The following is a 24,932-nucleotide window of genomic DNA, read 5'->3' as shown; positions in this document are numbered from 1 at the left end:
CAACCTGCATGGCGTGATGTTTCAGGACACTTCGCTTTATGCTGGTGGCCAACTGAGACAGCCGAGGACTTGCCATGACCGTTTTGCACTCCCAACTCAACCCGCGTTCCGCCGATTTCCAGCTCAACGCCGCCGCCATGCGTGCCTTGGTCGATGACCTGCGTGCCCACTTGGAGCGCGTGGCCCAAGGCGGTGGCGAAGCCGCACGCGCCAAGCACACCGCCCGGGGTAAGCTGCTGCCGCGTGACCGTGTGCAGATGCTGCTCGACCCCGGCACGCCATTCCTCGAAGTCGCGCCCTTGGCGGCTTTGAACATGTACAACAACGACGCACCCAGCTCGGGCGTGATCGTGGGCATTGGCCGCGTGAGTGGGGTGGACTGCATGATCGTGTGCAACGACGCCACGGTGAAGGGCGGCACCTATTACCCGATGACGGTGAAAAAGCATTTGCGGGCGCAAGAGATCGCGCAGCAAAACCACCTGCCTTGCATCTATTTGGTGGACTCCGGCGGTGCCAACTTGCCCAACCAAGACGAAGTGTTTCCCGACCGCGACCACTTCGGACGCATTTTTTTCAACCAGGCCAACATGAGCGCGCAGGGTATCGCGCAGATCGCGGTGGTCATGGGCAGCTGCACCGCAGGCGGCGCGTATGTGCCCGCCATGAGCGACGAGACCATCATTGTCAAAAACCAAGGCACCATCTTTTTGGGTGGCCCGCCTTTGGTGAAGGCGGCGACGGGTGAGGTGGTGAGTGCCGAAGATTTGGGCGGTGGTGATGTGCACACGCGCTTGAGTGGCGTGGCCGACCACTTGGCGCAAAATGATGTGCACGCGCTGGCGTTGGCGCGTCTGGCCGTGAAAAACCTGAACGCACAAAAGGCCCCCAACATCGCCACCCACGCGCCTGTGCCCCCGAAGTTCGACGCACAAGAGCTGTATGGGGTGATTCCCACGGACACGCGCAAGCCTTTTGATGTGCGCGAGATCATCGCCCGCATCGTCGATGGCTCGGAGTTCGATGAATTCAAATCGCGCTTTGGCACCACGCTGATTTGCGGCTTCGCCCGCATCGAAGGCATGCCGGTGGGCATCATCGCCAACAACGGCATTTTGTTCAGCGAGTCGGCGCTCAAAGGTGCGCACTTCATCGAGCTGTGCTGCCAGCGCAAGATCCCGCTGGTCTTTTTGCAGAACATCACCGGCTTCATGGTGGGCCGCAAATACGAAAACGAGGGCATCGCCCGCAACGGCGCGAAGATGGTTACCGCTGTGGCCACGGCGGCTGTCCCGAAGTTCACCATCATCATCGGCGGCAGCTTTGGCGCAGGCAACTACGGCATGTGTGGCCGTGCCTACAGCCCGCGTTTTTTGTGGATGTGGCCCAACGCCCGCATCTCCGTCATGGGCGGCGAGCAGGCCGCCAGCGTGCTGGCCACCGTCAAGCGTGATGGCATCGAGGGCAAAGGCGGCCAGTGGAGCATGGAAGAAGAAGAAGCCTTCAAAGCTCCGATCAAACAGCAATACGAAGACCAAGGCCACCCTTACTACGCCACCGCCCGCATCTGGGACGACGGCATCATCGACCCGGCCGACACGCGCCGTGTGCTGGCCCTGGGTTTGAGCGCATCGCTGAATGCCCTGATACCCGAGACGAAATTTGGACTTTTCCGCATGTGATGTGTATGATTTTGTAAATTTATACACATTCAGGGAGATTTCACATGCGCACCAACATCGTGATCGACGACAAGCTCATGGCCGACGTCATGGCTTATGGCGACTTCAAGACCAAGCGAGAGGCTGTGGAAGAGGGCTTGCGCATGCTCAAGCGACGCAAAGTCTATGACGGCTTGCTGGCCTTGCAAGGACAGCTTCAGTGGGACGACTCTGACGAAGGATGGGCCCGCTGGCGGGCGCAGCAGCAAGCTTTGAAGGCGGCCGGCGAACCGTACGACCGCGCCATTGACGCGGCAGAGAAAGGCTACACAGGTGTTCAGGCTTTGGTGCTTCAAGAGCCCGAGCCCCCAACATTGATCGCAAAAGCGCGGAAAAAGCCATGATTCTGGTGGACTCCAGCGTCTGGATTGACTTCTTCAATCAAGCGCCGACACCGCAACGCCTGCAACTGGTGCGCTGGCTGGAAGGTGGAGACGTGTCGATTGGCACGGCCGATCTGGTGGTGTTCGAAGTGCTGCGCGGATTTCGCAAGGACACAGCCCGTCGCACGGCAGAAAACCTGCTCTTGGATTTACCCGTGATGGAGATTGGCGGGGCGGCCAATGCACTCAACGCGGCAGCGCTTTACCGCCGTTTGCGTGCGCAGGGCCGCACCGTGCGAAGCCCTATCGACGTGCTGCTGGCCAGCTACTGCATGACGCACGGCCACGCGCTGCTGCACCGCGATGCAGACTTTGAATCGCTCAAAACTTTGGGAGGGCTGGAGACATGGCCACAGTGAACGCTTCATCGACTTGGCATGCCCACTTCAGCAGTCAAGCCCGCTACCACGTCTGGGCCACGCACCGCCTGCTCGAAGCGATCTCGCGGGTGCCAAGCGAAGACTACCAACGCGATGTGGGTCTGTTCTTCAAAAGCATCCACGGCACGCTGAACCACATGCTGGTGGCCGAGCACCTGCTTTGGTATGCGCGTTTTGCCAAAGGCACATCGCCGGTGCTGTCGCTGAACAGTGAAATTGAACCCCACCGCGAACGCTTGGCGCAGGCGCTCAAAGGCGGATCGGCGAACTGGACGCCACTGATCGCCAGTTGGAGCGCCGAGCGTTTTGACGGCCATTTGGACTACCGGACCAGCAAGGGCGACCCCCTGTCCTTGCCGTTTGCCGCCACCTTGGCGCATGTGTTCAACCATGCCACCCACCACCGTGGCCAGATCACAGCGGCACTGACGGCCATGGGCCAGCCTTGCCCAGAACTCGATATGGTCTATTTCCTTCAAACAGAACAGTCCCCCAAAGCATGAGTACAACCCTGAAAATTTCGACCCAAGGCGGCGTGCACACCATCACGCTGTCGCGCCCCGATGTGCGCAACGCCTTCAACGACGAAGTCATTGCCGAGCTGAAAAACGCTTTTCTGGCAGTGGCCCAGGACAACGCTGTGCGCTGCGTGGTGTTGGCTGCCGAGGGCCCGGCTTTTTGCGCAGGCGCAGACCTGAACTGGATGCGCCGCATGGCCGACTACACCCGCGACGAAAACCTGGCTGACGCGGGCGAGCTGGCCGCCATGTTGCATGCCATTTACGCCTGTCCCCAGCCGACCATTGCCCGCGTGCAAGGCGATGTCTACGCCGGTGGCATGGGTCTGGTGGCCGCGTGCGACATGGCCGTGAGCGTGGATACCGCGCACTACTGCCTCAGCGAAGTCAAACTGGGCCTGATCCCCGCGACCATCAGCCCCTATGTGATCCGCGCCATGGGCACGCGTGCAGCGCATCGCTACTTTTTAACCGCCGAGCGTTTCAATGCCGCCGAGGCGCACCGCATGGGTTTGGTGCACGAGCTGGTGACCGCCGATGCCCTGGACGCCAAAGTGGCCGAGCTGATCCAAGCGCTGGTGAGTGCCAGCCCCAACGCCGTGCGCGCCTGCAAAAAGCTGGTGCAAGACGTGGCCGAGCGCGAAATCAACGACGCACTGGTGGCGCAGACGGTAGCCGGCATCGCCGACATCCGTGCCAGCAGTGAAGGCAAGGAAGGGGTTCAGTCTTTTTTGCAAAAACGCCAACCCAACTGGCGGCTGTCTTGAGCGCATGGCTATGAAACTGCTTCGTGGTCTGCTGGGGTTGGGTGCTTGCTGGTGGGCGATGTCGGTGTACGCGCAAGCCCCTGCCGAGTTGCCGAACGCCAAAGATCTGCATGAAGTCGTTCACCGTGTACCGGTTTCTGTGCAGGACCTTTATGGTCGGCGCGAGCAGCGCCAGATTCCCGTGACGGTGTTCAAGCCCGCTGGGGATGGGCCATTTCCGATGGTGGTGCTCAACCATGGCCGTGCCACCAGCCGCGAGAAAATGGCCCAGCCGACACGCTTTCGGTATGAGCAGCAGGCCCGTTATTTTGTAGGCAAGGGTTTTGTGGTGATGGTGCCCACCCGTGTGGGCTATGGCGAGACCTACGATGGTTTTGATCCGGAAACCAACGGCGGCTGCAGCCAGCCCCGCATCGAATCCATGAGCCTGGCCGCATCGGACCAAGTGATCGCGGTGGCCGAATTTGCGCGCAGCTTGCCGTTCATTGACGCCTCGCGGTGGTGGGTCATGGGCCAATCGGTCGGCGGCTTGACCACGGTGGCCACCACCTGGCGCAACCCTGCAGGCTTGCAAGGGGCCGTCAATTTCGCAGGCGGCACCGGTGGCGATCCTGTGGGCCGTCCGGGACGTTCGTGTGCGAACGTTCAAATTGGCCAACTCTGGAAGGCCCGCGCCGCCCAAGCCCGAGTGCCCATGTTGTGGCTGTATTGGGAAAACGATTTGTTCTGGGGTGCGCAAGCACCTCGTGATTGGCATCGCGCCTGGCTGGACGGTGGTGGTCAAGCCGAGTTTCACCAACTCGCGCCCGTGGGCCAAGATGGTCACTCGGGGTTCAGCATCGACATGGACCGCTGGGTGCCCTTGGTGGATGCTTTTCTGGCCAAGGCCGGGTACACCCAGCCCGCTTTGCCACCGGTCCCTGAGCCGAGTGGTTTCGCTCAAGTGGACGAGATCGACAAAGTGCCGGTGGGTGCCGAGACCCGGCAAAACCTGTACAGCCGTTTTCTGGCCAGCCCCTCACCGCGCGCCTTTGCCATAGGACCGGGTGGCGCGGGCTTTGCCACGGGCGATTGGGCCGTGGGTCGCGCATTGGGTTTTTGCCAGGCTCGCCGTGGCATTGCCTGCAAGTTGTACGCCGTAGATAACCAAGTGGTTTGGAGAAATTGAGATGTTCAAAAAAATACTGATCGCCAACCGTGGCGAAATCGCCTGCCGTGTGGCCGCTACTGCACGCCGAATGGGCATCCAGACCGTGGCCGTGTATTCAGACGCCGACGCTGGGGCCAAACATGTGCAGGCCTGCGACGAAGCTGTGCATGTGGGCGGTTCGGCCCCCAAAGACAGCTACTTGCGTTGGGAGCGCATTTTGCAAGCCGCCCAAGACACGGGCGCTCAGGCGGTGCATCCCGGCTATGGCTTTTTGAGCGAAAACGAAGACTTTGCCAAGGCTTGTGCCGCTGCGGGTTTGGTGTTCATCGGCCCGCCCGCCTCGGCGATTTTGGCGATGGGCCTCAAAGCCGAGTCCAAGCGTTTGATGGAAGCAGCCGGTGTGCCCCTGGTGCCCGGCTACCATGGTGCTGACCAAGACCCGGCGCTGTTGCAGCGCGAGGCCGATCGCATCGGTTACCCCGCCCTCATCAAAGCCAGTGCAGGCGGCGGCGGCAAAGGCATGCGCGTGGTGGAGAAGTCCGAAGACTTCGCCGCTGCTTTGGCCAGTTGCCAGCGCGAAGCGATCAACAGCTTTGGCAGCGATGCGGTGTTGATCGAAAAGTATGTGCAGCGCCCGCGTCATATTGAGATCCAGGTGTTTGGCGACACCCAGGGCAACTGTGTGTATTTGTTCGAGCGCGACTGTTCGGTGCAGCGCCGCCACCAAAAGGTGCTGGAAGAAGCCCCGGCCCCTGGTATGACCGAGGCCCTGCGTGCGCAAATGGGCGCGGCCGCAGTGGCCGCCGCCAAAGCGGTGAATTACGTGGGCGCGGGCACGGTGGAATTCATCGTCGAGCAAACCGCGTACGACCAACCCGAATCGATGAAGTTCTTCTTCATGGAGATGAACACCCGACTGCAGGTGGAGCACCCGGTGACCGAAGCCATCACCGGGCTGGACCTGGTGGAATGGCAGTTGCGCGTGGCCAGTGGCGAGGCGCTGCCTTTGCGGCAAGACCAGCTGCGCATCCAGGGCCATGCCATCGAGGCGCGCATTTGCGCCGAGAACCCCGACAACAACTTCTTGCCTGCCACAGGCAGCTTGCAGGTCTACCGCAAGCCGCAGGCGACCAGCTTCGAGCGGGGGACCATCCGTGTGGACGACGGCGTGCGCGAGGGCGACACCATCAGCCCGTTTTACGACTCCATGGTGGCCAAACTGATCGTGCACGGCGACACGCGTGAGCAAGCGCTGGCCCGGCTGGACACCGCTTTGGCGCAAACCCACATCGTGGGCCTGAACACCAACGTGCAGTTCTTGGGCCACGTGGTGCGCAGCGGTGCGTTTGCCACCGCCAAGCTCGACACCGCGCTCATCCAGCGCGAAGCCGCTGTGCTCTTCCAACAAGAAACCGTGGGCTTAGCCGCAGCCGTGGCCGCCGTGGTGGCGCATACCCTGCACGCCGAAAAAGCCCTGCAGGGCGCAGACCCCTTCAGCCGCCGCGATGGCTGGCAGTCGCACGGCCTGGCGCAGCGCCGCTTTGAATTTGTCTGGCAAGACCAGCCGCGCTCGGCCCGTTTGAACTGTTTGCACGACGGCGCTTTGAGCTTGTCTCTGGAGGGCGATGACGCTGCATCTGGCGTGCTGACATTTGCTGCCCATGGCTCAGGCCTGTGGGTGCAGTGGGGCAGCGCCCCACGGTGCTTCACCCAACTCGACTGGCAAGGCGAAACCGCGCACCTCTTCACGCCTCAGGGCGCGACCCGCATCACCGTGCTCGACCCGCTGGCCCATGCGGGCGAAGCCGCGCAAGAAGGTGGTCGCCTGACAGCCCCCATGCCCGGCAAGGTGGTGTCCTTTGCCGTCAAAGCGGGTGACAAGGTCAAAGCCGGTCAGCCGCTGGCGGTGATGGAGGCCATGAAAATGGAGCACACCATCAGCGCGCCCAAAGACGGTGTTGTGGCGGAGTTGCTGTACGCGCCGGGTGACCAAGTCGCCGACGGGGCAGAGCTGCTCAAGCTGGGCTGACAAAATCGGCCTATGAACATCACCATCTGCTTTGACAAGCTCGACCCCGCGCCTTGGGTGCAGGGCCTGCAAAAGGCTTTCCCAGAGGCCACGGTGTCCGCTTGGGCCCCTGGCGCACCGCCCGCCCAGCATGCCATCGTCTGGGCACCGCCCCAGGAGTTCATCGACGAGCAGCCGGGCTTGCATACCCTGTTCAACATCGGGGCCGGTGTAGACGCTTTGCTGCAGCTGAAACTGCCGCCAGCGCTGAAGGTGGTGCGCCTGGACGATGCGGGCATGTCGGTGCAAATGGCCGAATACGTGTGCCATGCCGTGATCCGTCACTTCCGGGAGTTCGATGGCTATGACGCCGACACCCAATTGGGCAAATGGTCGTACCGCAAGCCGCGCAGCCGCGCCGACTTTGCGGTGGGTGTGATGGGCCTGGGTGTGCTGGGTGAGCGTGTGGCCAAAGCGTTGCAGGTGTTTGACTTTCCGGTCAACGGCTACAGCCGCAGCCCCAAAGACCTGCCCGGCATCCGTGGCTTCAGCGGTGCGCAAGCCTTGCCCGGCTTCCTGCAGGCCACGCGCGTGCTGGTCAATCTGATGCCGCTCACTGCTGAGACCGAAAACATCCTGAACAAAAACACGCTGTCGCAACTGCAAAAAGGCGGCTACGTGATCAACGTGGCCCGTGGCAAACACCTGGTGGACGAAGATCTCTTGGCCCTCATCGACAGCGGCCACCTGGCCGGGGCCATGCTGGATGTGTTCCGCACCGAGCCACTGCCCGCCGACCATGTGTTCTGGCAACACCCGAAAATCACCGTCACACCGCACACCTCCGCCCGTACCCTGCGTGAAGAAAGCATCGCGCAAATCGTGGGCAAAATGCAGGCGCTGCAGCGCGGTGAGCCCATCAATGGTGTGGTCGACCATCAGCGTGGTTATTGAGCATTCAGAGAACCCCATGAACCTTCCTTCCCGCGTTCAACTCATCGACGTCGGCCCCCGCGACGGTTTGCAAAACGAAAAGCAGCCGGTCCCGGCCGAGGTCAAAATCGGTTTGGTGCACCGCCTGCAGGCCGCAGGCCTGAGCGAAATCGAAGTCACCAGTTTTGTGAGCCCCAAGTGGGTGCCGCAGATGGCCGACAACGCGGTCGTGATGGCGGGCATTGCGCGTCAAGCGGGCGTGCGCTATTCGGTGCTCACGCCCAACATGGTGGGCTTTCAGGCGGCGGTGGCTTCGAAGCCTGACGAGATCGTGGTCTTTGGTGCCGCCAGCCAGGCCTTCAGCCAGAAGAACATCAACTGCTCCATCGAAGAAAGCATGGAGCGCTTTGCGCCCGTGGTGCAAGCCGCGCTGGCCGCGGGCATTGCGGTGCGCGGGGCCATGAGCTGCACCGTGGGCTGCCCTTACGAAGGCGAAGTCTCAGCGGCCAGCGTGGCCCATTTGGCAGGTTTGATGAAGCAAATTGGCGTGCAGCGCGTGGACGTGGCCGACACCATTGGCACAGGCACGCCGCTCAAGGTGCAAAAAGCCATCGAGGCCGCAGGCCAGCACTTCGACATCGACCACATCTGTGGCCACTTTCACGACACCTACGGTCAAGCGCTCGCCAACACACTGGCAGCGCTGCAAATGGGGGTGTGGAATTTCCAGTCCTCGGTGGCGGGTTTGGGCGGCTGCCCTTATGCCAAAGGCGCGACGGGCAACGTGGCCACCGAAGACGTGGTGTACATGCTCCACGGCATGGGCATTGCCACCGGCATTGACCTGGACAAACTGGTCGATGCGGGCGTGTTCATCAGCGGTTTTCTGGGTCGTCAACCCCACTCGAATGTGGCCCGGGCCATCCTCAATAAACGGGTGATCTGAGCCATGAAGCCGCACTTCAAATTGCTGGCACAGCGCGCCCAACAGGTTCTCGCCCAAGATGCGCCGCATGTGCCATCGCCTTGTGTCTCGGTGTGCCTCATGCACCCCGATGGCGGGCATTGCGAAGGCTGCTTGAGAACCTTGTCAGAAATTGGCAACTGGGGCCGCATGGGCGACGCTGACAAGCGCATCGTGTGGCAAGCCATTCAGCAGCGCTTGGTGCAGGTCACGGGCGGCTGAAACCGGTGCTGGCGGACTCGTCTCAGCCCTCGCGTTCCACCACGATCAGCACATTGCAGGGTGACTCCTCCACCAGCGATTTGGCGGTAGAGCCGCTCCACCAGCGGCGCAACAGGTTTTTTTCATGTTTGTGACCCACCACGATCAGGTCGGCGCCAGCTTGGGCAGCAAACTCGGTCAGCGCATGGATGACTTCACCCTGGAGGATTTCGCCTTGCGCGGTGAAGCCCATGGCTTGCAGGGTGTGTACACCTTGGGCCAGTTGCTCTTTCAGCGTTTGTTCCAGTGCTTCGGGGTTGGCGCTGGTGTAATAACCCATTTCCATCGAGCCGACGTCGACCGGGTGAGGGGCCACCGCCACCAGGGTCAGACGGGGGTTGCCCCAGTGCGCCAGCTCCTTGAGTTCCAGCAAAGCCTTTTGGCCCGTGATCGAGCCGTCGTAAGCCAGGATGATGTGTTTGTACATGCCCGTCTCCTCTGAGTGACAAAATCATGTGCCGCATTGGCTGGAATGCGCAAGCTGGTGTTGACCCTATAGACTGTCCGATCTGCTGGAAAAACCCATGAAAACCATCACGTTTTATCTTGACTTCATCTCGCCTTACGCTTGGTTGGGCTTTGATGCCTTGCCCCAAGCCTTGCAAGGCATCAGCCATCGGGTGGTGCACAAACCGATCTTGTTCGCCGCGCTGCTCAAGCACCACGGACAGCTCGGCCCAGCCGAAATCCCGGCCAAGCGCGATTGGACGTACCGCCAAGTGCTGTGGCAGGCCCACCGGCAAGGCACGCCTTTGCAGCTGCCGGCCATGCACCCGTTCAATCCTTTGGGCTTGCTGCGCCTGGCGGTCGCCACCGACAGCGCTGGTGAGCCCAGCCGCTATGTCTGCGAGAAGATTTTTCGCCATGTGTGGTGGTCCGGCCAGGACGCTGCCGACCCCCAGCGCTTGGCGCAATTGACGGCCGAACTCAACCCCGCCCGCGACCCCTCGTCAGCTGATGTCAAGCAAGCCCTGCAGGCCCACACCGACCAGGCCATCGCCCAAGGCGTTTTCGGTGTGCCCACCTTTGCCGTTGACGACAAGCTGTTCTGGGGGCAAGACGCCTTGCCCATGTTGCGCGCTTACCTGCAAGGTGATCCCTGGTTTGAGGGGCCTGACTGGCAGGCGCCGGCTGCGTGTGGGGTGGGGGTGAAGCGGTCATGACTTGACCGATCCCGCGCAGAGGACGAAAAAAAACCCGATCGCATCAAGCGATCGGGTTTTTTATGAAAGGGTTTCAGTGGTGCAGGGCGAGCCCTGCACACGTCATCCATTTAGTGAGCAGCAGTACCTTGAGAGGTGGTGCCGTCAAAGCTTGGGAAACGGACGTTTTCCACCAATTCCTGAACTTCTTTCTCGGGCTCTTTGGTCAGCAGCGACACAATGATGATCACTGCGAAGCCCAGCGGCACACCGAAGATACCGGCCGAGATGGGGGCAATGTCCCACCAGGTGTTGGCCTTCAAGATTTCAGGTGTCAGCGTACCCTCATGGAACAAGCCGTACATCCAGGGATGGGTCTTGACCATGTAGTAGAACGAGATGCCCAAACCAGCAATCATGCCCAGCGAAGCGCCCCACTTGTTGGCACGCTTCCAGAAGATGCCCAGGGTCAACGCAGGGAAGAAGGCTGCCGCAGCGAACGAGAACGCCGCAGACACGAGGAACAAAATGTCCGCCATGCGCAGTGATGCGACATAGGCAGCCGCCAGAGCCACGAACACCAAAATGATTTTGGAGATCGCGACGCGGCGGTTGGCCGAGGCGTTGGGGTCCACAATCTTGTAGTACACGTCGTGCGACAAGGCGTTGGCAATCGTGAGCAGCAGGCCGTCAGCTGTGGACAAGGCTGCAGCCAGACCACCCGCAGCCACCAGGCCGGAAATCACGAAGGGCAAGCCACCGATTTCAGGCGTAGCCAGCACGACGATGTCACCACCCAGGCGGATTTCAGCCAACTGCAAGATGCCATCTTTGTTGATGTCAGCCACCGCCATCAGCGTGGGGTCGACCACGTTCCAGCGTGCAATCCATCCCGGCAACTGGTCAAACGGTGTTCCCACCAGCAGCGTGTAGATGTCGAACTTGACCAGCACCGCCAAAGCAGGCGCAGTGAAGTACAGCAGCGAGATAAAGAACAGCGACCAGGCCACCGACTGACGTGCTTCACGCACCGAAGGCACGGTGTAGAAGCGCATCAGGATGTGTGGCAGAGCAGCCGTACCCACCATCAAGCAGAACACCAAGGCCAAGAAGTTCTTGCGGGCCACATCCCGGGCTGCGTCGTCCTTGCCTGGGAAGGGCTCAGCATGGCGCAGGGGTGGGTTGGCACGGGGTGCATTGGCAGCACGCGCAGCGGTGTAAGCCGCTTTAGCAGCGGCTTCGTCTTTGGGCAGAGCTGCCAAAGCCTTTTCAGCGGCCTGGATGTCAGCAGCCGGTGCGTTGTTCGCCTTGAGCTCTTCCAGCTTCTTGGTGGCGGCTTCTTTGTCAGCGGCCATGGCTGCAGGCACATCTTTCAGCTTTTCAGCGGCTGCATCGGCACGTGCTTTGAAGATGCCACGAACTTCGAGTTCTTTGGGGTCTTTCAGCAGTTGCTCTTCTTTGGCGCTGACTTTTTCAAGCAGGTAGCCGTAAGAGATCTGAGGCAAGGGCATGCTGGTGTGTTTCACCGACAACCAGACCACAGGAATCATGTAGGCCACGATCAGGATGATGTACTGCGCCACCTGAGTCCAGGTCACGGCGCGCATACCGCCCAAGAACGAGCAGACCAAAATGCCAGCCAGACCCACATAAACACCCACGTCGAAGGACAGACCTGTCAGACGGGCGGTGATCAGGCCCACGCCGAAGATCTGGGCCACGACGTACACAAAGGACACCAGGATGGCCGCAAACACGCCAATCAGGCGTGCCATGTTGCCGCCGTAGCGTGCACCCAGGAAGTCAGGGATGGTGAACTGACCGAACTTGCGCAGGTAAGGTGCCAGGAACAGCGCCACCAGGCAGTAACCGCCTGTCCAGCCCAAAATGAAGGCCAGACCGCCGTAGCCTGTCAGGTACAGTGTACCGGCCATACCGATGAAGGACGCGGCCGACATCCAGTCAGAACCGGTGGCCATGCCGTTGTACATGGCGGGCACACGGCGGCCGGCCACATAGTATTCGGCTGCATCGTTGGTGCGACTCATCACACCGATACCGCCGTAGAGGAGCACGGTGGCGGCCAAGAAGGCGTAGCCGATGTACTCTTTAGGCAACCCCATCTGTTCAAGGATGGCGAGCAAGATCACGAAGGCTGCAAAGCCCCCGATGTAGAACGTGAATACCCTGTTCAGAGATTTCTGAAACTGGCTTTGGGTTTGGCCTTCGCCGCCGAAAACGCTCATGCTTCTTCTCCTTCTGCAACGCCATATTCCTTGTCAAGGTTGTTCATGTAGCGTGCGTAGTACCAGATGATCAGGCAGTACACGATCAGTGCGCCCTGGCCGGCCACCCAGAATGAAAACGGCCAGCCAAAAAAGCTGAACGTCAAGTCACGCGAAAAAAACAAAAGTACGAACGTGACAAAGAACCACAGGGCCAGCAATAGCCCCGTGATCCTTAAGTTTTTGCCCCAGTATTCCTGGTGCCTTGCAGTGAGCTGCATCGTCATCTCCTTCTCGTTAAAAAATCAAACTACCGACTGTCACATTTGAATGGCTTGCCCCAAGCTGGGGGGCAGGAACTCACATGAGCGTGTTCAACTTGAGCCCTGTTTCGCGCTCGAGTTGTGCGGCGACCTTGGGCTCGAAACCGTTCAGGTGGCGCATGACTTCCAGCGCCTTATCGGGGGCCTGCATCTCCATGTGCACGCGGGCCATTTGGTACCAGGCGTAGGGGCTCATCGATTGCAACTTGGTGTTGCGCTCAAAGGCCACCAACGACTCTTCGAATCGCCGTTGACGCACCAGCACCAATCCCAGGCCATACCAGGCGCGGTCCATTTTTTCGTCAATTTGGAGTGCGGCCCTGAACGCTTGTTCTGCTTCCTGGCTGCGTCCCAACTCTTCGCAGACAAAACCCACGTTGAAGTGCGCATTGGCATTGGCGGGGGTGAGGGCCAAGGCGCGCTCAAAAAACCCCAAAGCCTGGACCAAGCGGCGATCGTTCAATTCGTTGTATCCGAGGCTGTTGAGGGCCAAGACATCGTGGGGATTGAGGTCCAGGATGTCTTGAAACACCTCGTGGGCTCTGCGGCGCATGCCCACGACCAACAGCGCCTTGGCTTGGAGGCGCAGCCAAAAGCACCTGCCTCGGTGGGAGGTTCTGGGGTTGGCGGGAGAGAGTTGGGTTTTCACTGACATGCTGTGATGCCCATTTCGAGGCAGAGTTCGATCTTCCATTGCACCACCACGACCCAAGCGATCAAAAGCCAGCTGCTGGTGGCCAGGGGGATGTGTTGGTCCAGGATCAATTTGGGGCTGATCTTGCGGGTGATCCAAAGCGCAGGCTTGGACGCCACGTCGAGCAGTTGGTAAAAAACGTTGGTGTCACGTTTGGCGCCCGCCAGCAGTCCCAGCAAGAAACGCCCGACGATGAACATCAAAGACAGTTCAATCAGACTCTTGGCAATGACAACGGCAAGCAGCATAAGGCTCTATTGATAGGGTGAACAGGTGATTTTTTTGGATTCTATGGGCAAGCTTGCCATCGTCCAAACCCAGCCAGTCCCGCATAAAACCTTGCAGAAGTTGCTCTAAAACCTTATTTTTTTACGCCTATTAGGTGGCCTCGCTCGGGAAAAAGGCCAAGCTGACAAAGGCCTGACAGATTGCTTTCTGAAGGCTTACAGCCTTGGCGATGGGGGTCCGAGGGAAAACACTTAGGCGGATTGCGGGATTTCTCAACGCAAACGCGGGTGGCAGGCCCGCTCTGTTGGCGGCCAGGAGGCCCACATGGGATGGCGGGCAGACGTGCAGCGTCAGCGGCGCAGGTGTGCAATCAGCCGCGCCAGCACCAGCACGGGGACCAAAATGATCAAGTTAGAGATCAGGCCTGCGGCGATTTCTTGGCTGAGCGTCTCCGTGCTGCCAGACAGGGTGCTCGGCACGATCACGGCCACGAACACCACGCCCGCGATCAAGGGCAAGACGCGCCCCGTCACCGAGGAGGTTCTGAGCATGGTGACCACCAAGGCCATGATCAAACCGATGCGAAATACGTCGCTCAATTGCGAAAACACAAGCTCAATCACGGTGTCATTTCCTCAGGGGTGAAGTGCGCATGGAGTTTGACATGGTCTGCGCCTTGCAAATCGGGCTGGGTTGGACCAACCCGATTTGCAAGAAGCCAACCGGCCGCTTGCCTTGTCAGGGGCAACGCAGCCGTGCAACCCGAGCTCGGCTTTGTGCAAGACCGAGTCGGGTTGGGCTTGGATTTATCGGGCGTCGCGGTCGCCGGCGAAGATGTCCTTCTTGTGCGTGCCGCCTGGCACAAACAGCGTACCGATCACCACGGTCATGACCGCAATCACGATGGCATACCAGAGGCCGGAGTAGATGTTGCCGGTCTGCGCAGAAATCGCAAACGCCGTGGCAGGCATCAAACCACCGAACCAGCCGTTGCCGATGTGGTAGGGCAAAGACAGACCGGAGTAACGGATGCGGGTGGGGAACATTTCAACCAGCATCGCTGCGATCGGGCCATAGACCATCGTCACGAGCAAAACCAGGTAGGTCAGGATCACAATGATGGTGATCTTCTGCGCTGTGAAGATGTCCATGAAACTGCTGGCCTTGGCGATGGTTTTGTTGTCCGCAGGGACCAGTGGGTAACCGGCTTGCTTCAAGGCTGCGTTCAGGCTGCTGTCGAAAGCGGCCTTGGCCTTTTTCAGATCGTCGCCTGTCAGCTTGCCTGCGTCATAAGACTCGATGGCCGTCTCGCCCACCTTCACCATGGCCAGTGTGCCAGGCGACGCGCCTTCTTCGGTCGTGTAGTTCACCGAAGAACGAGCCAATTGAGCTTTGGCAATGTCGCAAGAGGAGGTGAATTTCACAGTGCCCGTGGGGTTGAACTGGAAAGAGCAATCTTCGGCCGAGACCTTGACGGAAACCGGCGTCTTGTGCGCTTGGTAAATGGCGGGGTTGGCCGTTTCAGTCAAAAAGTTGAACACGGGCAAGAAGGTGGCAGCAGCCAGCGCGCAGCCGGCCAGGATGATCGGCTTGCGACCGATGCGGTCCGACAAAGCGCCGAAGAACAAGAAACCGCCTGTACCCAAGATCAGCGACCAAGCCACCATCACGTTGGCGGTGAAGCTGTCGATCTTGATGACGTTTTGCATGAAGAACAAAGCGTAGAACTGGCCGGTGTACCAAACCACAGCCTGACCCGCCACCAAACCCAGCAGCGCGATCAAAGCGATCTTGCCGTTTTTCCAGTTGCCAAAAGCTTCACTCAAAGGCGCCTTGGAAGTACGACCTTCTTCTTTCATCTTTTTGAAGGCAGGGCTTTCGTTCATCTGCAAGCGGATGTACAGCGAAATCGCCAACAAGAAGATGGAGCCAATGAAGGGAACACGCCAGCCCCAGGCGTTGAAGGCCTTGACCATGGTGGGGTTGCCGTCGGCCATGAGCACGGCCACGCCGTCTTTCATCAAGGGCACATCGGGGTAGTTGCCATTGACGTAGCCTTGCACCGACAAAATGACAATCAGCGAAAGCAGCAGGCCCAAAGTGGCCGTGGTCTGAATGAAGGCGGTGAAGTAGCCGCGCTGATTGGCAGGGGCATGCTCTGCCACATAAATGGCCGCACCACCGTATTCACCACCCAGGGCCAGACCTTGTGCCATGCGCAAAAGAATCAGGATGATGGGTGCAGCAACGCCCCAGCTCTCGTAATTGGGCAGCACACCCACCAAGAAGGTGGACACGCCCATGATGACGATGGTCATCAAGAAAGTGTGCTTGCGACCGATCATGTCGCCCAACATGCCGAACACCAGAGCGCCAAAGGGGCGCACGATGAAGCCCGCGGCAAAAGCCAGCAGGGCAAAAACGTTGCGGGTGTTTTCGGGGAAGGCGGTGAAGAATTGCGCACCAATGATGGCGGCCAGAGCGCCGTAAAGGTAAAAGTCGTACCACTCAAAAATGGTGCCGGCTGAAGAAGCCATGATGACTTTCTTCTCCTCTGGCGTCATCGGACGGGAGCGTTCCCGCACGTTGTTGGACTGATCTGTTGTGGACATGTCGTTTCCTTGATGGTTGTCGGGTTTCAAAGCCCGACGGTTTAGGTAAAGCGTGTACTGATGGGCGCACTTTTTGGGTCCCCAAACAATTACCTTATCAATTTAGGTTTATTAACTTACTTGAGAATTGCATCGGCTATAAGGCGTCGCAAAACCTAGGGTAAACACTTAAATTAGAACGGCTGTCCTTGGATTGGCCTGTGGGCGAATCAAGGGCATGCGCGTGTTCGTGCTGAACCATAGCGATGCCGTCCACTTGTTGTTTTGACCCAGGTCAACAGGTGTCCGGATGTCTCAGGCGGCTCGAATGGTGAAGGCGTTGGCACGCACCTCATGCCGGCCTGGTGCGGGGGTGCGCTGAACGCACCATCAGTTAGATTCGTGCGTGTCTGAGAGAGGCGGACGTTGGTGGGCGGCGCTCAGTTGTGCCACTTCTTCGGCTTCCCAGCGGTTCATGAGCCAGGCATAAAGCACCACGATGGCCATGAAAACCAGCAAAGAGCCTTGTGCGGCCATCCAAAAATAAAGAGGCCAACCTTGGATGTCGATGGCCAGGTCGCGTGCAAAAAAACCAGGCCCAAAACTGGTCAAAAGCCAAATGGACAACAAGGTCCACTTCAAGCGGTTTTCACGTTTTTTCAGCGCAGCCGATGGCGTGTGAATTTCAGGCATATGCAAGGATACGCAAAAAACCCATGGCGTTTGTAGGCGCCGCACCACACCGACATTCGGTGTTTACCCTTGCATGCACAGCGGGTGCATGGCAAGCACTACAGAGCGCCCAGGGTTTCAAAGCAAGCCCGAGGGGTAGCGCTGGGCCCAGACATCCTGCAGAGATTGAATGACGGACAACGCGTCGCGCAGGTGGTCGCGTTCGAAATTCGACAGTTCTTGCAAATGCAAGTGGTTGTCAGGCTCGAGGCCGCGCTGCATGCAAAGGGTTTGGTGGGCGATGCGCAGGCGGGACACGAATTCGAAGGCGTCCCGCAAGTCGCGCGAACTGGACTCAGACAACTCGCCCAGTTTTGAGGCCTTTTCGATTCGATCACAGGTGTTGACTTCGAGCAAGCCGGACTCCAAGGCGCAGATGCGCGCCAGGTCCACGATGGGCGTGATGGCGTGGTTTTTCAAGTCAACCGTCCCGGCGTGCGCGCCGCTGTGGCTGCTGGTGATTTGGCCAAACAAGTTGAGGGGCGGGCGTAGCTTTTGTGGATTGTTCACCACATGCGCCAAAAACAGGCTTTTTTGGGGTGTATGCGCCATCACGTCCTGGCGCAATGCCTGAAGCAATTCGAACGCACCGTGCACCGCCCGCAGATCAAAAAAGACCGTGATCAGCATCAAAGCCTTGGACTCGGGGTGTTCTGTCCAGCGCTGAAAATACCGACGCCAAACATGCAGCGGTTGACGCCACGTGTCGGTCATGGCCATCATCTCACCCGGGCAGTGGATATAGCCACAGGCTGCCAGACCATCGCAGACCCGTCGCGCCAAGGTCTTGAAATAGTCGCCGTGCACCCTGGGCTCATAGGCGTCGTCCAAAACCATGCAGTTGTCTTGGTCGGATTTGGCGGTTTGCTCGCAACGTCCTTGCGAGCCTGCAGCCACCCAGACATAGGGCACGGGCGGGGGGCCTAATATCGCCTCGGTCAGTGCAATCAAGCGACAGGTCAAAGCATCGGTGATGGCCGTGATGATGTGACCGGTTTGGTAGGCGCTGGCGTTGGCTGCACTCAAGTGGTTTTGCAAGCCCTTGATTTGCCGACCGATGCCCACCAGACCCTCGAGCGTGGTTTGTCGGTGGATGTCGCGCGTCAAGTACAAGGGTGATGTGCTGTGTTGTCGGATCAGATCTGTGGCGGTGACCATGCCCACCAAGCGCTGACCGTCCATCACAGGCACATGGTGGATGTTGTGGCGTGTCATCAGCAGCAAGGCCGCAAAGGCCGGGCTGCGCTGGTCCAATGTGATGGGGTTCAGGCTGGCGATGTCGGCAGCAGGGCGAGACAGGTCGAGGTCCTCGGCGACCACACGGTCGCGCAGGTCACGGTCGGTGACCAAGCCCATCAATTGGCCTTCTTGTACCAGCAAGATCGAAGACACCTTGTGGTCGCGCATGGTGCGGGCCACATCGCGCACGCTGGCATCCCAAGGCATGGTGATGGGGCCGTGCTGAACCAAGGCCTGCAGTGGCAAGCCCAACAAGGGCGCGTGTTGATCTTGTCCTGCTGCTGAATCGCGCAAAGCGATGGCATCCGGCGGTACAGCGTCATCGTTGCTCACAAGGGACATGTTCTGGCCCCGTCCTTTCGTGGTCAACAAGGTTTTTCCATTCTGTCATCGGCCAGGTTTACGCGGCAGAAAAGTCGGTGGTTTTCATGATCCCGGTCAAGAAAAAGGGGCAAGACAGGCCTTGTCTAGGTACATCGGGCGCGGCCCTAGAATATTTGGCCTTCACCCCACAAAGCCCAGCATGTCCCAAGGTCTCATCCGCATCCGTGGTGCCCGTCAGCACAACCTCAAAAACATCGACCTCGACATCCGCACCGGTGAACTCACGGTGGTCACTGGCCCCAGTGGTTCGGGCAAATCGAGTCTGGTGTTTGACACGCTGTATGCCGAGGGTCAGCGCCGCTATGTGGAGACCTTCAGCGCCTACGCCCGCCAGTTTTTGGACCGCATGGACAAACCGGCGGTCGACAAGGTCGAAGGCGTGCCCCCGGCGATTGCGATCGACCAGACCAACCCGGTGCGCAGCTCGCGATCCACCGTGGGCACCATGACCGAGCTGAACGACCACCTGAAGTTGTTGTTCGCCCGTCTGGGTCAGCTGTTCGACAAAGACACCGCGCAGCCGGTGCGCCACGACAACCCCGACACGATTTACGCCGAGCTGGCGCAGCGTGCCGCGCAAGCGGGCGACCCGCGTTTGTACCTGACCTTCCCGGTGGAATTGCCCGCAAACACCAGCGCTGAGCAAGTCGAGCAATGGCTGTCGGCCAGCGGTTTCACCAAGGTGCAGGCCGAGCGCGAAGTGGCCACGCCCACCGGTCCGCGCAAAGTGCTGGATGTGATCGCCGACCGCTTTCGCATCGGCACCGCCGAAAAAGCCCGCGTGGTCGAAGCCACCGAAGTCGCCCTGAAACGCGGCGGCCGCCTGAATGTGTATGTGGAGAAATTGGGGTCAGATCCCAATTTCTCCGCTGCTTCTTCCCCTGAGCCCGCCTTTGACATCTGGCGCTTTTCCACAGGCCTGCATTGCCCCGACAGCGATCAACGCTACACCGACCCGATCCCGTCGATGTTCTCCTTCAACTCGGCGGTGGGCGCGTGCGAGACCTGCCGTGGTTTTGGGCGCGTGATCGGCGTGGACTACGGCTTGGTCATTCCCAACCCCAAGCTCACGCTGCGCGCCGGTGCCATCAAGACACTGCAAACGCCCGCCTGGCAAGAAAACCAGGACGACCTGATGCGCCACGCCGAGGCTGCAGGCATTCCGCGCGACACGCCATGGGACAAGCTGACGAAAGCCCAGCAAGACTGGGTGATCAACGGCTCACCCGAGTGGAAGGGCCGCTGGAACCACCAGTGGTATGGCGTGAAGCGCTTTTTTGAGTACCTGGAGAGCAAGGCCTACAAGATGCACATCCGTGTGCTCTTGTCCAAGTACCGCAGTTACACCGAGTGCCCAACGTGCCAAGGGGCACGTTTGAAGACCGAGAGTTTGCTCTGGCGCATCGGCAGCCACTCGGATGCCGATGGGGTTTTGCCAGTGGAAAAGCGTTTCATGCCAGCAGGTGTGAAGTGGTCGCGGGCGCAGTTGGAGGCGTTGCCGGGGTTGAGTCTGCACGACATGATGATCATGCCGCTCGATCGTTTGCGTTTGTTTTTTGACCGGGTGTCGGCTTCGGGGTATGAGAATTCAGAAAACGCTGGATCAGCCACAAGGTCTGTGTCAGAGCGGGGGGCGGGCGACGATTTTGGCGTACCCCCGCCTCATGAGGAGCTCGCCCCCCGCTCTGATGCAGACCGAACCGCCGAAGAAACCAGTCACGGTCCAAGCGCCGAACAAAAAGCGCTGCAGTTGCTGCTGGAAGAAATCACCACCCGCCTCAAATACCTGTGCGACGTCGGCATTGGCTACCTCACCCTTGACCGCCAAAGCCGCACGCTCAGCGGCGGTGAAGTGCAACGCATCAACCTCACCACGGCCCTGGGCACCAGCCTCGTCAACACCTTGTTTGTGTTGGACGAGCCCAGCATTGGTTTGCACCCGCGCGACATGCACCGCATCACCTTGGCCATGCACCGCCTGCGTGACGCGGGCAACACGCTGGTGGTGGTCGAGCACGACCCGGCCGTGATGATGGCCGCTGACCGCATGATCGACATGGGGCCCGGTCCCGGCGAGCGCGGCGGCCAAATCGTGTTTGACGGCACCACCGCTGACCTGCGCAAGGTCGACACGCTCACAGGCGCTTATTTGGGCGGCCGCAAGCAAGTGGGTCTGGGCTTCAAGCGCATGGTCACCGACAGCACGCCGCGTTTGATTTTGGAAGGCGCCCGTGAACACAACCTGCAAAACATCAGCGCGGACTTCCCCCTGCAGCGCTTGGTCACCATCACGGGTGTCAGTGGCTCGGGCAAGTCGAGTTTGATCCAGGATGTGCTGGCCCCGGCGCTGATGCGCCACTTTGGCAAAGCCACCGAAACTCCCGGCGCGCACGACCGCTTGCTGGGGGCTGACCACCTGAGCGATGTGGTGTTTGTGGACCAGTCGCCGATTGGTAAGACGGCCCGTTCTAACCCGGTGAGCTATGTCGGCGCGTGGGACGCGATCCGCGAGATTTTTGCGACCGCGCCGCTGTCGCGTCAGCGTGGTTACACCGCCAGCAAGTTCAGCTTCAACGGCGGCGACGGGCGCTGCCCCACTTGTGGCGGCTCGGGCTTTGAGCATGTGGAGATGCAGTTCTTGAGCGATGTGTATTTGCGCTGCCCCGACTGCGACGGCAAGCGTTACCGCCCCGAGATTTTGGAGATCACCATCGAGCGCCAAGCCATCAGCGGCTCGGTGCGCCACCTCAATGTGGCCGATATTTTGGAGCTCACCGTGAGCGAGGCTGCGGCTTTGTTTGCGCAAGACCGCGAAGTCATCCGTGCCCTGCAGCCGATTGTGGATGTGGGTCTGGAATACGTGCGTCTGGGCCAGCCCGTGCCCACCTTGTCGGGTGGCGAGGCGCAGCGCCTCAAGCTTGCGGGCTTTTTGGCCGAGGCGGCCAAGAGCGCATCCAAGAGTCGCCAGAGCCTGGCGCGCAAGGGCACCTTGTTTCTGTTTGACGAGCCGACCACCGGCCTGCACTTTGACGACATCGCCAAGCTCATGCGCGCTTTGCGCAAGCTGCTCGAAGCAGGGCATTCGCTCATCGTCATCGAGCACAACCTGGACGTGATCCGCGCGAGCGATTGGCTGATCGACTTGGGCCCAGAGGGCGGTGATGCTGGGGGGCTGATCGTGGCCGAGGGCACGCCCGAAGATGTGCGTCAGCATGCGACATCGCACACGGGGCTGGCGCTGCGCGAGTACGCTGAGTCGATGGGCGAGGTGTTAGGGGTGGCTGAGCGCTTGAATGTTTATGGGGGCGAGGGTGGGCGATCGAATGTCTATGGGGGCGAGGCTGCGGTGTCAGCGGGTTCCTCATACGGCGGGGGTACGCCAAAATCGTCATCCTCTGACACCGCAGCCTCGCTCTCGAGAGCTTTGGATCGTGAGGGCGTAGGACTTTCCAACGGTACTCATCAACGCGCACCTGTGTTGAACAACAACATCCAGATCGTCAACGCCAAAGAGCACAACCTCAAAAACTTGAGCGTGGACATTCCGCGCGGCAAGTTCAATGTGGTCACGGGCGTCAGCGGTTCGGGCAAGTCCACGCTGGCGTTTGACATCCTTTTCAACGAAGGCCAGCGCCGTTATTTGGAAAGTCTGAACGCCTATGCCCGCGCCATCGTGCAGCCTGCAGGTCGGCCTGAGGTGGATGCGGTGTATGGCATTCCGCCCACCGTGGCGATTGAGCAGCGCCTGTCGCGAGGTGGCCGCAAATCGACCGTGGGCACGACCACCGAGGTCTGGCACTTTTTGCGCCTGCTCTATGTCAAGCTGGGCATTCAGCATTGCGTGCATGACAACACGCCTGTGCAGCCGCAAACGCCGGACAGCATCATCGCGCAGCTGATGACCCAGTTCCGAGGTCAGCACATTGGTCTGTTGGCCCCGCTGGTCACCAACCGCAAGGGCGTGTACACCGAGTTGGCCGACTGGGCCCGCCCGCGTGGCTACACCCACTTGCGCGTCGATGGCGACTTTTTGCCCACACAAGGCTTTCCGCGCATCGACCGCTTCAAAGAGCACAACATTGAACTGCCCGTGGCCAGTCTCGATGTGCTGCCCAGCAACGAGACGGCGCTGCGCCAAGCCCTGACCAAAACCCTGGAGCATGGCAAAGGCGTGGTGCATGTGCTGAGTGACTTGGATGGTTTGCGTGAAGCCATGTTCAGCGGCGAGTCGACTGCCCGCATTGGCCAGCACCGCGTGTTTTCGACACTGCGCGCATGCCCGGCGTGTTCCACCTCGTATGCGGAACTCGATCCGCGTTTGTTCTCGTACAACAGCAAACACGGCTGGTGCCCGGATTGCGTTGGCACGGGCGTCAAGCTGAGCAAAGACGAGCGCCAAGTGTTCGACGACTCGGTGCAAGACGACAAGAACAAAGGCCGCGAGCAAACCTTTGCCGAGCCCGAGATCGAAGACCTGGCCAATGTGGCTTGTCCCAGCTGCGAAGGCACCCGGCTGAATGCCACGGCGCGTGCCGTGAGGCTCGGTTCTGCTCCGGGTCAAGGCTGGCGCATCACCGACATCGCCAGCTTGTCGGTCACCGATGTGCGGCACTGGGTTGACAGGCTGCATCTCACCGGCCGCGATGCCGATATCGCCCGTGACCTGGTGCCCGAGATCCAAAGCCGACTGGAATTTTTGGAAGAAGTGGGTCTGGGTTACCTCACGCTGGACCGGGGTGCGCCTACGCTCTCGGGTGGCGAGGCCCAGCGCATCCGCCTGGCCGCGCAACTGGGCAGCAATCTGCAAGGTGTGTGCTACGTGCTGGACGAACCCACCATTGGCTTGCATGCACGCGATAACCGGATTTTGCTGAACGCCTTGCAAAGCCTGAGCGACAAGGGCAACACGCTGGTGGTGGTGGAGCACGACGAGGACACCATCCGCCGCGCCGACCACATCATTGACATCGGTCCCAGCGCAGGCAAACGCGGTGGTCGTCTGGTAGCCGAGGGATCCGTGGCGGATATCACAGCTTCTGCCGATTCGCAAACCGGACGCTATTTGCTGCACGCGATGAAGCATCCGATGCAGTTGCGTCGTTCCGTGGATGCTTCTTTGTGGAGCGGTGGCGCGGGCACCTCATACGGCGGGGGTACGCCAAAATCGGCGCCCACGCCACCCCCCCACAAAGAAGCGGCGGGTGGTGTGGATTTGCAATGGCTCACGCTCACAGGAGCCAACCTGCACAACCTTCGCCAGGTCGATGTACAAGTGCCGCTCAAGCGTTTGGTGGCCGTCACAGGCGTCAGCGGTTCCGGCAAGTCCACGCTGGCCCGCGATGTGCTGCTGGCCAATGTGCAGGCGCTGGTCAGCCAGCGCTCCACCTTTGCAGGCCGCACCGCGCAAGATGCAGGCCAACGGGTGGCTTTGACGGCGTGCAGCGATGTGCAGGGTTTTGAAACCATCGACCGCGTGCTTGAGGTTGACCAAACGCCGATCGGCAAAACACCGCGCTCTTGCCCCGCCACTTACATTGGCTTTTGGGACACGATCCGCAAGCTGTTTGCCGAAACCCTAGAGGCCAAGGCCCGGGGTTATGCCGCTGGGCGCTTCAGCTTCAACACCGGGGAAGGCCGCTGCCCCAGCTGCGAAGGCCAGGGCATGCGCACCATCGAGATGAGCTTTTTGCCCGACGTGAAAGTGCACTGCGAAACCTGCCGCGGTGCCCGCTTCAACCCAGAGACTCTGGCGGTCACTTGGCGCGGCAAGAGCATTGGCGATGTGCTGCAGATGGAAGTCGACGAGGCGGTGGGCTTTTTCGCCAGCATGCCCAGCATCGCGCACCCGTTGCAGTTGCTCAAAGACGTGGGTCTGGGTTACCTGACCTTGGGTCAGCCTTCACCGACCTTGAGCGGTGGTGAAGCGCAGCGCATCAAGCTGGTGACCGAGCTGACCAAGGTGCGTGACGAAGTGGGCAAGCGTGGCAACAAAGCACCACATACGCTTTATGTGCTCGACGAGCCCACTGTGGGATTGCACATGGCCGACGTGGACAAGCTCATCAGCGTGCTGCACCGACTGGTCAACGCAGGTCACAGCGTGGTCGTGATCGAACACGACCTGGATGTGATCGCCGAGGCCGATTGGGTGATTGATCTGGGGCCAGAAGGCGGCAATGCCGGTGGCCGCATCGTGGCGGCCATGACGCCTGAGGCCTTGGTCATCTTGGGTACCCACACCGGGGTGGCCTTGGGGCCGGTGCTGGCGCGGACGTGACCTAGGCGCCTA

At 60.2% G+C, this 24,932-nt stretch carries 21 protein-coding genes; 12 read left to right on the top strand and 9 right to left on the bottom strand.

Annotation, left to right across the window (positions count from 1 at the left end; translation table 11 throughout):
• The first annotated feature begins 74 nt into the window (after positions 1 to 74).
• Genes ABWQ00_RS11855 through ABWQ00_RS11810 form a run of 10 tightly spaced genes read left to right on the top strand, consistent with a single transcriptional unit; the run spans position 75 to position 9,046 of the window.
• Positions 75 to 1,682: a carboxyl transferase domain-containing protein gene (locus ABWQ00_RS11855; RefSeq protein ID WP_353238884.1), complete on the top strand. Its 1,608-nt coding sequence runs from the start codon at positions 75 to 77 to the stop codon at positions 1,680 to 1,682.
• A gap of 44 nt (positions 1,683 to 1,726) precedes the next feature.
• On the top strand, positions 1,727 to 2,065 hold the full coding sequence (locus ABWQ00_RS11850) for a type II toxin-antitoxin system VapB family antitoxin (RefSeq protein WP_353238883.1): 339 nt from the start codon (positions 1,727 to 1,729) through the stop codon (positions 2,063 to 2,065).
• Positions 2,062 to 2,463 (top strand): type II toxin-antitoxin system VapC family toxin, encoded by a 402-nt coding sequence (gene vapC / locus ABWQ00_RS11845; protein WP_353238882.1) that lies wholly within the window; start codon positions 2,062 to 2,064, stop codon positions 2,461 to 2,463. The genes ABWQ00_RS11850 and vapC overlap by 4 nt, the downstream gene beginning before the upstream one ends.
• Positions 2,451 to 2,987: a DinB family protein gene (locus ABWQ00_RS11840; protein ID WP_353238881.1), complete on the top strand. Its 537-nt coding sequence runs from the start codon at positions 2,451 to 2,453 to the stop codon at positions 2,985 to 2,987. Before vapC ends, ABWQ00_RS11840 begins: the two co-directional genes overlap by 13 nt.
• Positions 2,984 to 3,769 (top strand): enoyl-CoA hydratase/isomerase family protein, encoded by a 786-nt coding sequence (locus ABWQ00_RS11835; protein ID WP_353238880.1) that lies wholly within the window; start codon positions 2,984 to 2,986, stop codon positions 3,767 to 3,769. The genes ABWQ00_RS11840 and ABWQ00_RS11835 overlap by 4 nt, the downstream gene beginning before the upstream one ends.
• Before the next feature lie 10 nt (positions 3,770 to 3,779).
• Entirely contained in the window at positions 3,780 to 4,937 is a 1,158-nt protein-coding gene (locus ABWQ00_RS11830) for an alpha/beta hydrolase family protein (RefSeq protein ID WP_353238879.1), read from the top strand.
• A 1-nt stretch (position 4,938) separates the two neighbouring features.
• Positions 4,939 to 6,948, top strand: coding sequence for an acetyl/propionyl/methylcrotonyl-CoA carboxylase subunit alpha (locus tag ABWQ00_RS11825; protein WP_353238878.1), 2,010 nt, complete (start codon positions 4,939 to 4,941; stop codon positions 6,946 to 6,948).
• A 12-nt stretch (positions 6,949 to 6,960) separates the two neighbouring features.
• Positions 6,961 to 7,881 (top strand): 2-hydroxyacid dehydrogenase, encoded by a 921-nt coding sequence (locus tag ABWQ00_RS11820; RefSeq protein ID WP_353238877.1) that lies wholly within the window; start codon positions 6,961 to 6,963, stop codon positions 7,879 to 7,881.
• Between the two features lie 16 nt (positions 7,882 to 7,897).
• Positions 7,898 to 8,806, top strand: coding sequence for a hydroxymethylglutaryl-CoA lyase (locus ABWQ00_RS11815; protein ID WP_353238876.1), 909 nt, complete (start codon positions 7,898 to 7,900; stop codon positions 8,804 to 8,806).
• 3 nt (positions 8,807 to 8,809) lie between these two features.
• The gene (locus tag ABWQ00_RS11810) at positions 8,810 to 9,046 is read left to right on the top strand and encodes a DUF1289 domain-containing protein (protein ID WP_353238875.1); all 237 of its coding nucleotides are present in this window, start codon (positions 8,810 to 8,812) and stop codon (positions 9,044 to 9,046) included.
• Between the two features lie 22 nt (positions 9,047 to 9,068).
• On the opposite strand, the gene ABWQ00_RS11805 is transcribed toward ABWQ00_RS11810, so the two are convergent.
• On the bottom strand, positions 9,069 to 9,512 hold the full coding sequence (locus ABWQ00_RS11805) for a universal stress protein (protein WP_353238874.1): 444 nt from the start codon (positions 9,510 to 9,512) through the stop codon (positions 9,069 to 9,071).
• A gap of 97 nt (positions 9,513 to 9,609) precedes the next feature.
• Between ABWQ00_RS11805 and ABWQ00_RS11800 the strand changes: the two genes are divergently transcribed.
• Positions 9,610 to 10,248 carry a 2-hydroxychromene-2-carboxylate isomerase gene (locus ABWQ00_RS11800; protein WP_353238873.1) on the top strand — a complete coding sequence of 213 codons (639 nt, stop codon included), beginning with the start codon at positions 9,610 to 9,612 and terminating at the stop codon, positions 10,246 to 10,248.
• A gap of 110 nt (positions 10,249 to 10,358) precedes the next feature.
• Here the strand turns inward: ABWQ00_RS11800 and ABWQ00_RS11795 are convergent, their stop codons facing one another.
• The 8 genes from ABWQ00_RS11795 to ABWQ00_RS11760 form a co-directional block, all read right to left on the bottom strand.
• Positions 10,359 to 12,473, bottom strand: a complete 2,115-nt coding sequence (locus tag ABWQ00_RS11795) for a sodium:solute symporter family protein (protein ID WP_353238872.1) — start codon at positions 12,471 to 12,473, stop codon at positions 10,359 to 10,361.
• The gene (locus ABWQ00_RS11790) at positions 12,470 to 12,733 is read right to left on the bottom strand and encodes a DUF4212 domain-containing protein (RefSeq protein WP_353238871.1); all 264 of its coding nucleotides are present in this window, start codon (positions 12,731 to 12,733) and stop codon (positions 12,470 to 12,472) included. The genes ABWQ00_RS11795 and ABWQ00_RS11790 overlap by 4 nt, the downstream gene beginning before the upstream one ends.
• Before the next feature lie 79 nt (positions 12,734 to 12,812).
• The gene (locus tag ABWQ00_RS11785) at positions 12,813 to 13,430 is read right to left on the bottom strand and encodes a tetratricopeptide repeat protein (RefSeq protein WP_353238870.1); all 618 of its coding nucleotides are present in this window, start codon (positions 13,428 to 13,430) and stop codon (positions 12,813 to 12,815) included.
• Positions 13,421 to 13,717, bottom strand: a complete 297-nt coding sequence (locus ABWQ00_RS11780) for a hypothetical protein (protein ID WP_353238869.1) — start codon at positions 13,715 to 13,717, stop codon at positions 13,421 to 13,423. Before ABWQ00_RS11780 ends, ABWQ00_RS11785 begins: the two co-directional genes overlap by 10 nt.
• 330 nt (positions 13,718 to 14,047) lie before the next feature.
• Positions 14,048 to 14,320: a hypothetical protein gene (locus ABWQ00_RS11775; RefSeq protein WP_353238868.1), complete on the bottom strand. Its 273-nt coding sequence runs from the start codon at positions 14,318 to 14,320 to the stop codon at positions 14,048 to 14,050.
• 183 nt (positions 14,321 to 14,503) lie between these two features.
• Positions 14,504 to 16,309: an MFS transporter gene (locus ABWQ00_RS11770; protein WP_353238867.1), complete on the bottom strand. Its 1,806-nt coding sequence runs from the start codon at positions 16,307 to 16,309 to the stop codon at positions 14,504 to 14,506.
• A 369-nt stretch (positions 16,310 to 16,678) separates the two neighbouring features.
• Entirely contained in the window at positions 16,679 to 16,981 is a 303-nt protein-coding gene (locus ABWQ00_RS11765) for a DUF4212 domain-containing protein (RefSeq protein ID WP_353238866.1), read from the bottom strand.
• 117 nt (positions 16,982 to 17,098) lie between these two features.
• On the bottom strand, positions 17,099 to 18,601 hold the full coding sequence (locus ABWQ00_RS11760; RefSeq protein WP_353238865.1) for a DUF294 nucleotidyltransferase-like domain-containing protein: 1,503 nt from the start codon (positions 18,599 to 18,601) through the stop codon (positions 17,099 to 17,101).
• A gap of 181 nt (positions 18,602 to 18,782) precedes the next feature.
• Between ABWQ00_RS11760 and uvrA the strand changes: the two genes are divergently transcribed.
• Complete coding sequence (uvrA, locus tag ABWQ00_RS11755; protein WP_353238864.1) at positions 18,783 to 24,920, top strand: excinuclease ABC subunit UvrA; 6,138 nt, start codon at positions 18,783 to 18,785, stop codon at positions 24,918 to 24,920.
• Positions 24,921 to 24,932 lie beyond the last annotated feature (12 nt).

This window comes from Limnohabitans sp. (assembly GCF_040400975.1).
Lineage (GTDB): Bacteria > Pseudomonadota > Gammaproteobacteria > Burkholderiales > Burkholderiaceae_C > Limnohabitans_A.
This window is presented reverse-complemented; position numbering and strand designations above follow the sequence as displayed.